The organism is Streptomyces sp. NPDC005266, from assembly GCF_040607655.1.
Classification (GTDB): Bacteria; Actinomycetota; Actinomycetes; order Streptomycetales; family Streptomycetaceae; genus Streptomyces.
Map to the genome: position 1 here is coordinate 134,896 of NZ_JBEXHC010000011.1, position 6,018 is coordinate 140,913.

The following is a 6,018-nucleotide window of genomic DNA, read 5'->3' on the forward strand; positions in this document are numbered from 1 at the left end:
CACAGGTCGACGGCCCGGGACCGGCCCCGGGCCCGGCAGGCTCGCCGAGGCCCCCAGCGCGCCCCAGCCGGTAGGCGCCACACAGGTCGACGGCCCGGCAGCAGGGCGGCGGCGAGGGCGGCCGGCGGCGGCGAGGGCGGTCGGCGTCGGCCTCTCCTAGGACGCCGGCAAGGTCATCGCGTACCACGCGGAGGGCTGAGCCCCCGAGCCCCGAGCCCGGACACGACGAAGGCCCCGCCGGGCGGCGGGGCCTTCGTCGTACATGGGACGAGTGGAGATGGCGGGAATCGAACCCGCGTCCACCGGTGCGGAAACAGGGCTTCTCCGAGCGCAGTCCGCTGTGCTTTTCTCGGCCCCGGAGATCACGCGGACGAGTCTCCGACGGGCTCAGTCACTGTTTGATTTCCCGCTACGCCCCGTGACCGGGCCTAGCGGTTTAGTTCCCTAGCTGATGCCAGGATCCGGGTCGGGAACAGCCCCGGGCTGACACTTCGCGAGTCGCTACTTAGGCAGCGAGGGCGAAGGAATCGCGCTTGGTGTTGGCGATTATTGGTTGCGACATATGGTTTACGAGATCATTGCCGCTTCCTCGGCTCGCTTCCCCTGCTTCGACAGCCGGTGTCGAAACCGATCATCCCCATGTTGATTTTTCAAACAGACAACACACCCTGTGACGGGTGCTGCCGCCATCATAGGTTAACAACACGCGACGGGGCCACATCATTCCCCCCGTCGCGCCCCGGGTCAGGTCAACCAGGTCAGGTCAACCAGGTCAGGCCCGCCGGGTCAGGTCAACCAGGTCAGGCCCGCCGGGTCAGGTCAACCAGGTCAGGCCCGCCGGCGGCGGGCGGCGGAGACCGCCCGATCGGCGTCGCGGCGGTCCTGCTTCTCGCGGAGCGTCTGCCGCTTGTCGTACTCCTTCTTGCCCTTGGCGAGCGCGACCTCTACCTTGGCGCGGCCGTCCTTGAAGTAGAGGGCCAGCGGCACGATGGTGTGACCGGTCTCCTGGGTCTTGCCGATCAGCTTGTCGATCTCCGCCCGGTGCAACAGCAGCTTCCGCCTACGGCGGGCCGAGTGGTTGGTCCACGTACCCTGGCTGTACTCGGGGATGTGCACGTTGTGCAGCCATGCCTCGCCGCCGTCGAGCTGCGCGAAGCCGTCCACCAGGGATGCGCGGCCCTGGCGCAGCGACTTCACCTCGGTCCCGGTCAGCACCAGTCCGCACTCGTAGGTGTCCAGGATGTGGTAGTCGTGCCGCGCCTTCTTGTTCTGCGCGATCAGTTTGCGACCCGTCTCTTTAGCCATGGTCCGGCCATTCTCGCACTAGGACCCGCCCCCGAGGCCACTCAATACCGTGCGCGCCCGTGCCTCGGCGGTCGGTCCGTCGTCGCCCCTGACCGTGAGATCCGGGGCGATTCCCTCACCGTCGACATTACGCCCGGCGGGGGTGCGGTAGTGGCCGACGGTGAGCTCGGCGACCGAGCCGTCGGGCAGCTCGCTGGGCATCTGCACGGACCCCTTGCCGAAGGTCCGGGAGCCGAGGACGACGGCGCGGCCGCGGTCCTGGAGCGCGCCCGTGAGCAGCTCGGCGGCGCTCATGGTGCCGCCGTCGACGAGGACCACGAGCGGGCTGTCGGTGTCGCCGCCCGGTTCGGCGTCGAGAACGCGCTGGTCGCCGCGGACGTCGTAGGTGGCCACCAGGCCGCCGTCGAGGAAGGAGGAGGCGGCGGTGACGGCCTCGGTGACCAGCCCGCCGGAGTTGCCGCGCAGATCGAGCAGGATGCCATCGCCGCGCGGGGTGCTCCGCACCGCGCGGCGGATCCGCTCGCCCGAGCCCTTGGTGAAGGAGTCGACCTTGATCCGGACGGCGCCGGACTTCCGGTCGCCGAGGTGGTCGACGGTGACCGGCTCGGTGGCGAGCCGTGCCCGGTGCAGGGTCTTCTGCCAGTGGTGCCCGCCGCGCTGGAGGCCGAGCACCACCGGGGTGCCCGCCGACCGGGCGGCGTGGCCGCGCAGCCGGGCGACGACCTCAGTGACGGGCCGGCCGGTCACGCGGGTGCCGTCGACCGTGAGCAGCCGGTCCCCGGCCCGGAGCCCGGCCTTGCGGGCGGGGCTGCCGGGCTGGACACGCTCGACCTCGATCCGCCCGTGGGCGTCCTGGCGGGCGGAGACCCCGACGCCCACGTACGCGCCGTCGAGCTTCTGCCGGAACCCCTCGTACTCGCGGGCGCTGTAGACCGCGCCCCATCGGTCTCCGCTGCGGCTGACCACCTCGCGGGCGGCCTGGGACGCGGACTTCCCGTCCTGCTGGGCCGCGGCGGCGGCCGCCTTGACCTGCTCGCTCTCGACGGAGCCGACCGGATGGGCCGGTATCCGGCCGGCGGCGGCCTCCCGGCCCGGCCCGGGCTCGGCGCCCCAGGAGCCGACGGCCGCCCCGGTGGCGAGCACGCTCACGAAGACCAATGTCAGGGCGGCCCCGCGGCGAATGCGGCGGGGCTGGACGAACAAACACGGGCCCGACATGCCGGTGAGTGTAGGGCACCAACAGGCGCCGTACGGCGGGTTGTACGGTACGGCGCCCTAGGCGAATGTCACACCTTGAGGTACTTGCGGAGCGCGAAGAAGGCAGCGAGAGCGGGCATCAGCAGCCCGATCGCCAGCACCAGCGGCAGCTTGGCCAGTACCGCGTCCCAGCCGATGAAGTTGATCACATCGATCTTGTCCACCAGCCAGTTGTTGACCAGGAAGTACTGGCCGCACACCAGCAGTACGCAGGCGAAGCCCGCGCCCAGCAGCCCCGCGATGGCGGCCTCCATGATGAACGGCATCTGGATATAGAAGCTGGACGCGCCGACGAGCCGCATGATCCCGGTCTCCCGCCTGCGGCTGAACGCCGAGACCCGCACCGTGTTGACGATCAGCATCAACGCGACCACCAGCATCAGTGTCATCACACCGAGCGCCGCGAAGTTCATGCCGTTGAGGAGGTTGAAGAGGTCGTCGACCAACGCCTTTTGGTCCTGGACCTCCTGCACCCCTGGACGGGCGGCGAAGGCGGTGGAGATCACGTCATAGCGCTCGGGGTCCTTCAGCTTGATCCGGAAGGACTCCTGCATCTGGTCCGGGGTCAGCGAGTCGGCCAGCGGGGAGTCGCCGAACTGCTCCTTGTAGTGCTTGTACGCCTGCTCGCTGGTTTCGAACTGGACGGACTCGACGATGTTCATCTGCTCCAGTTCGGAGCGGATCTCCTTCTTCTGGGCCTCGGTGACCGCGCCCTTCGCGCAGTTGGCCGAGGTCTCCTTGTCGTTCTTGTTGCAGAGGAAGATCGAGACGTTGACCTTGTCGTACCAGTAGCCCTTCATCGTGCTCACCTGCTCGCGCATGAGCAGGGACCCGCCGAACAGGGCGAGCGAGAGGGCCACGGAGACGATCACCGCGAAGGTCATCGTGAGATTGCGGCGGAGACCGACGCCGATCTCCGACAGGACGAACTGGGCGCGCATGGCGTCCTTTCAGTGCTGGTAGCCGTAGACGCCGCGGGACTGGTCGCGGACGAGACGGCCCTTCTCAAGTTCGATCACGCGCTTACGCATCTGGTCCACGATCTGCTGGTCGTGCGTGGCCATGACGACCGTGGTGCCGGTGCGGTTGATCCGGTCCAGCAGCTTCATGATCCCGACGGAGGTCTGCGGGTCGAGGTTGCCGGTCGGCTCGTCGGCGATGAGCAGCATCGGGCGGTTGACGAACGCGCGGGCGATCGCCACCCGCTGTTGTTCACCACCGGAGAGCTCACCGGGCATACGGTCGTCCTTGCCGCCCAGGCCGACGAGGTCGAGCACCTCGGGAACGGTCTTGCGAATGGCGGCGCGCGGTTTGCCGATCACCTCGAGCGCGAAGGCCACATTCTCGCCCACCGTCTTGTTGGGGAGCAGCCGGAAGTCCTGGAAGACCGTTCCCAACTGGCGGCGCATCTGCGGCACCTTCCAGTTGGACAGCCGCGCGAGGTCCTTGCCCAGCACATGGACCGCGCCATGGCTGGTGCGCTCCTCGCGGAGGAGCAGCCGCAGAAAGGTCGACTTCCCCGACCCGGAGGAGCCCACCAGGAAGACGAACTCGCCCTTCTCGATCTCGAGCGAGACATCCCGGAGTGCGGGACGGTTCTGCTTGGGGTAGGTCTTGGATACGTTGTCGAATCGGATCACTGGAGCACCACGGTGACCTGGTTAGCGGTACGGGCTGCCGCCGGAGCGGCTCCCGTCGGTGAGCGTGACCATACGCGAACCGCGCATGACCTCGCAGTCGCCGTCCGGGGTAGGTGCACAGATTCACGGCACTATTGGGGGCAAACGGTTGACAAAGTGGCCGCTGAACCATCCGGAACGGCCACGAAAACGGTACGGATGCGGCACGGAATCGAGCGGGGCGCGCCGAACCGGGCGGAAGCTGGCACAGTGGAAGGGGAACCAACACCTTTCCCTGAGCGTTGGCCCCGTGTCTATTGCGGCACCGCCGCGCGGGAGGAGAAAGCGCATGACGTACGACAGGCTCGTCTGCGCCAACTGCGCGAGCCCCGTCAGCGAGGGCCGCTGCCCGGTCTGCCGGGCCAGCAGGGAGCGCCTGCAGCAGCAGGACGGCATGTTCGCCGGGCTGACGCCGGCTGCCCTGATAGCACTGCTGGTGGCGCTGATCGCGGTGGCCGTGCTCGCCCATGAGATGGCCACCGCAGCGTAACGTACGGTTACGCATCGCACGCACAAACGCACAAGGGGCCCGGAGCGCTGCAGCGCTCCGGGCCCCTCGCCGTGCGTGAGGCGCGTGATCAGGCCACGTTGTTGCGGTTCACCAGACGCGGCACAAAGCGGAAGCCGATGCCACCGGCGATCATCGTCGCGGCGCCGACCAGCAGGAAGGCCGTCTGGTCGCCGGCACCGGTCTCTGCCAGCTGCTCCTTGGGCTTGCCCTGCTGCACCGGCTTGGAGCCGACGTTGTCGGTGCCGGTGTTGTCGTCGTCACAGTTGGTGCTGGAGACGTCCATCGTGCAGGTGTGGTCGTTGCCGCCACCGCTGCCGTTGTCGTCGTCGCCGTTGTCGCCGGGCGCGGTGGTCGAGCCGTCGGTCGGCTGACCGGTGGGCTCGTCGGTCGGCGGGTCCGTCGGGTCGCCCGTGGGCGGGTCCGTCGGCTCGTCGGTCGGCGGGTCCGTCGGGTCGCCCGTGGGCGGGTCGGTCGGGATGGTGGGCGGGTCGGTCGGGATGGTCGGCGGGTCCGTCGGGATGGTCGGCGGGTCGGTCGGGTCGGTCGGGTCGGTCGGCGGGTCCGTCGGCTCATTCGGAATCGAGGTCGGATCGTCGGTCGGGTCGGGCTTGCCGACGCTGACGCCCGCCTTCAGACCCTCCTCGTCCGCGTTGGCCGACACGTTGACGCCGGCGACGCCGACATCGATACCGACGGCCGATGCGGCGCCGGCGGCGGTGAGCGACGCGCCGGCGGCGATCACCGCTCCGGCCGCTATTCGCGCCACGCGCAGCCGCGTCTTCTTCGTCATCTGCCTGCTACCCCCAGTAGCTGTACTCGTCAATGGAGCAGCCATGCACGGGGCCACGGCGCCGGGGGTCTCATTCCGCGGTCCCCGCCCGTGGGGCGGTCCGCTGGTCCCCGTTCCACACGCGCCCCAGTCATACGCATGCCGCGCGACAGCCTTTCCAGTTTTCACACCACCGTCAAGGTCATTGCGGGCGACATGTCCGCTATGGAAGTGGATGCGCGATGCATGGGCACAGGACTGTGACCAAAAACCGTGCGGGTGTGGTCACTTGGGGCGCCCTGAGGAGGGGCGGAACGGGGTTACTTCTCCTGCTGCTTCCGCCAGCGGATCCCTACTTCGAGGCTGCGCTTGCTGCTTCTCCCGCAGGAGATCCGCACGGTTGAGTTACTTCTCCCGCTGCCTGCGCCAGCGGATCCCCGCTTCGAGGCTGCGCTTGCTGCCTCTCCCGCAGGGAATCCGCACGGCTGAGTTACTTC

6 protein-coding genes and 1 other RNA gene are annotated in these 6,018 nt (G+C 68.7%); 1 reads left to right on the forward strand and 6 read right to left on the reverse strand.

Annotated features, from left to right (window positions below; genetic code table 11):
- Positions 1 to 269: 269 nt before the first annotated feature.
- The 5 genes from ssrA to ftsE all read right to left on the reverse strand — a co-directional run bounded on the left by ssrA (position 270) and on the right by ftsE (position 4,202).
- Positions 270 to 639: a transfer-messenger RNA gene (gene ssrA, locus ABZU99_RS21205) on the reverse strand.
- Positions 640 to 828: 189 nt separating this feature from the next.
- Complete coding sequence (gene smpB, locus ABZU99_RS21210; protein ID WP_355945177.1) at positions 829 to 1,305, reverse strand: SsrA-binding protein SmpB; 477 nt, start codon at positions 1,303 to 1,305, stop codon at positions 829 to 831.
- Between the two features lie 18 nt (positions 1,306 to 1,323).
- Positions 1,324 to 2,523: a S41 family peptidase gene (locus ABZU99_RS21215; protein WP_355945179.1), complete on the reverse strand. Its 1,200-nt coding sequence runs from the start codon at positions 2,521 to 2,523 to the stop codon at positions 1,324 to 1,326.
- A 68-nt stretch (positions 2,524 to 2,591) separates the two neighbouring features.
- Entirely contained in the window at positions 2,592 to 3,503 is a 912-nt protein-coding gene (ftsX, locus tag ABZU99_RS21220) for a permease-like cell division protein FtsX (protein WP_355945181.1), read from the reverse strand.
- A 9-nt stretch (positions 3,504 to 3,512) separates the two neighbouring features.
- Entirely contained in the window at positions 3,513 to 4,202 is a 690-nt protein-coding gene (ftsE, locus tag ABZU99_RS21225) for a cell division ATP-binding protein FtsE (protein ID WP_355945184.1), read from the reverse strand.
- 328 nt (positions 4,203 to 4,530) lie between these two features.
- Here ftsE and ABZU99_RS21230 point away from each other — a divergent pair, with 328 nt between their 5' ends.
- A complete protein-coding gene (locus ABZU99_RS21230) occupies positions 4,531 to 4,731 on the forward strand; it encodes a hypothetical protein (protein ID WP_355945187.1) in 201 nt (66 codons plus the stop codon).
- 88 nt (positions 4,732 to 4,819) lie between these two features.
- Here ABZU99_RS21230 and ABZU99_RS21235 read toward each other — a convergent pair whose 3' ends face one another.
- A complete protein-coding gene (locus ABZU99_RS21235) occupies positions 4,820 to 5,542 on the reverse strand; it encodes a hypothetical protein (RefSeq protein ID WP_355945190.1) in 723 nt (240 codons plus the stop codon).
- Positions 5,543 to 6,018 lie beyond the last annotated feature (476 nt).

Excerpts from the sequence above, each read along its gene's own strand:
- smpB (WP_355945177.1), bottom strand. The coding sequence starts at position 1,305 with ATGGCTAAAGAGACGGGTCGCAAACTGATCGCGCAGAACAAGAAGGCG.
- ABZU99_RS21215 (WP_355945179.1), bottom strand. The coding sequence starts at position 2,523 with ATGTCGGGCCCGTGTTTGTTCGTCCAGCCCCGCCGCATTCGCCGCGGG.
- ftsX (WP_355945181.1), bottom strand. The coding sequence starts at position 3,503 with ATGCGCGCCCAGTTCGTCCTGTCGGAGATCGGCGTCGGTCTCCGCCGC.
- ABZU99_RS21230 (WP_355945187.1), top strand. The coding sequence starts at position 4,531 with ATGACGTACGACAGGCTCGTCTGCGCCAACTGCGCGAGCCCCGTCAGC.
- ABZU99_RS21235 (WP_355945190.1), bottom strand. The coding sequence starts at position 5,542 with ATGACGAAGAAGACGCGGCTGCGCGTGGCGCGAATAGCGGCCGGAGCG.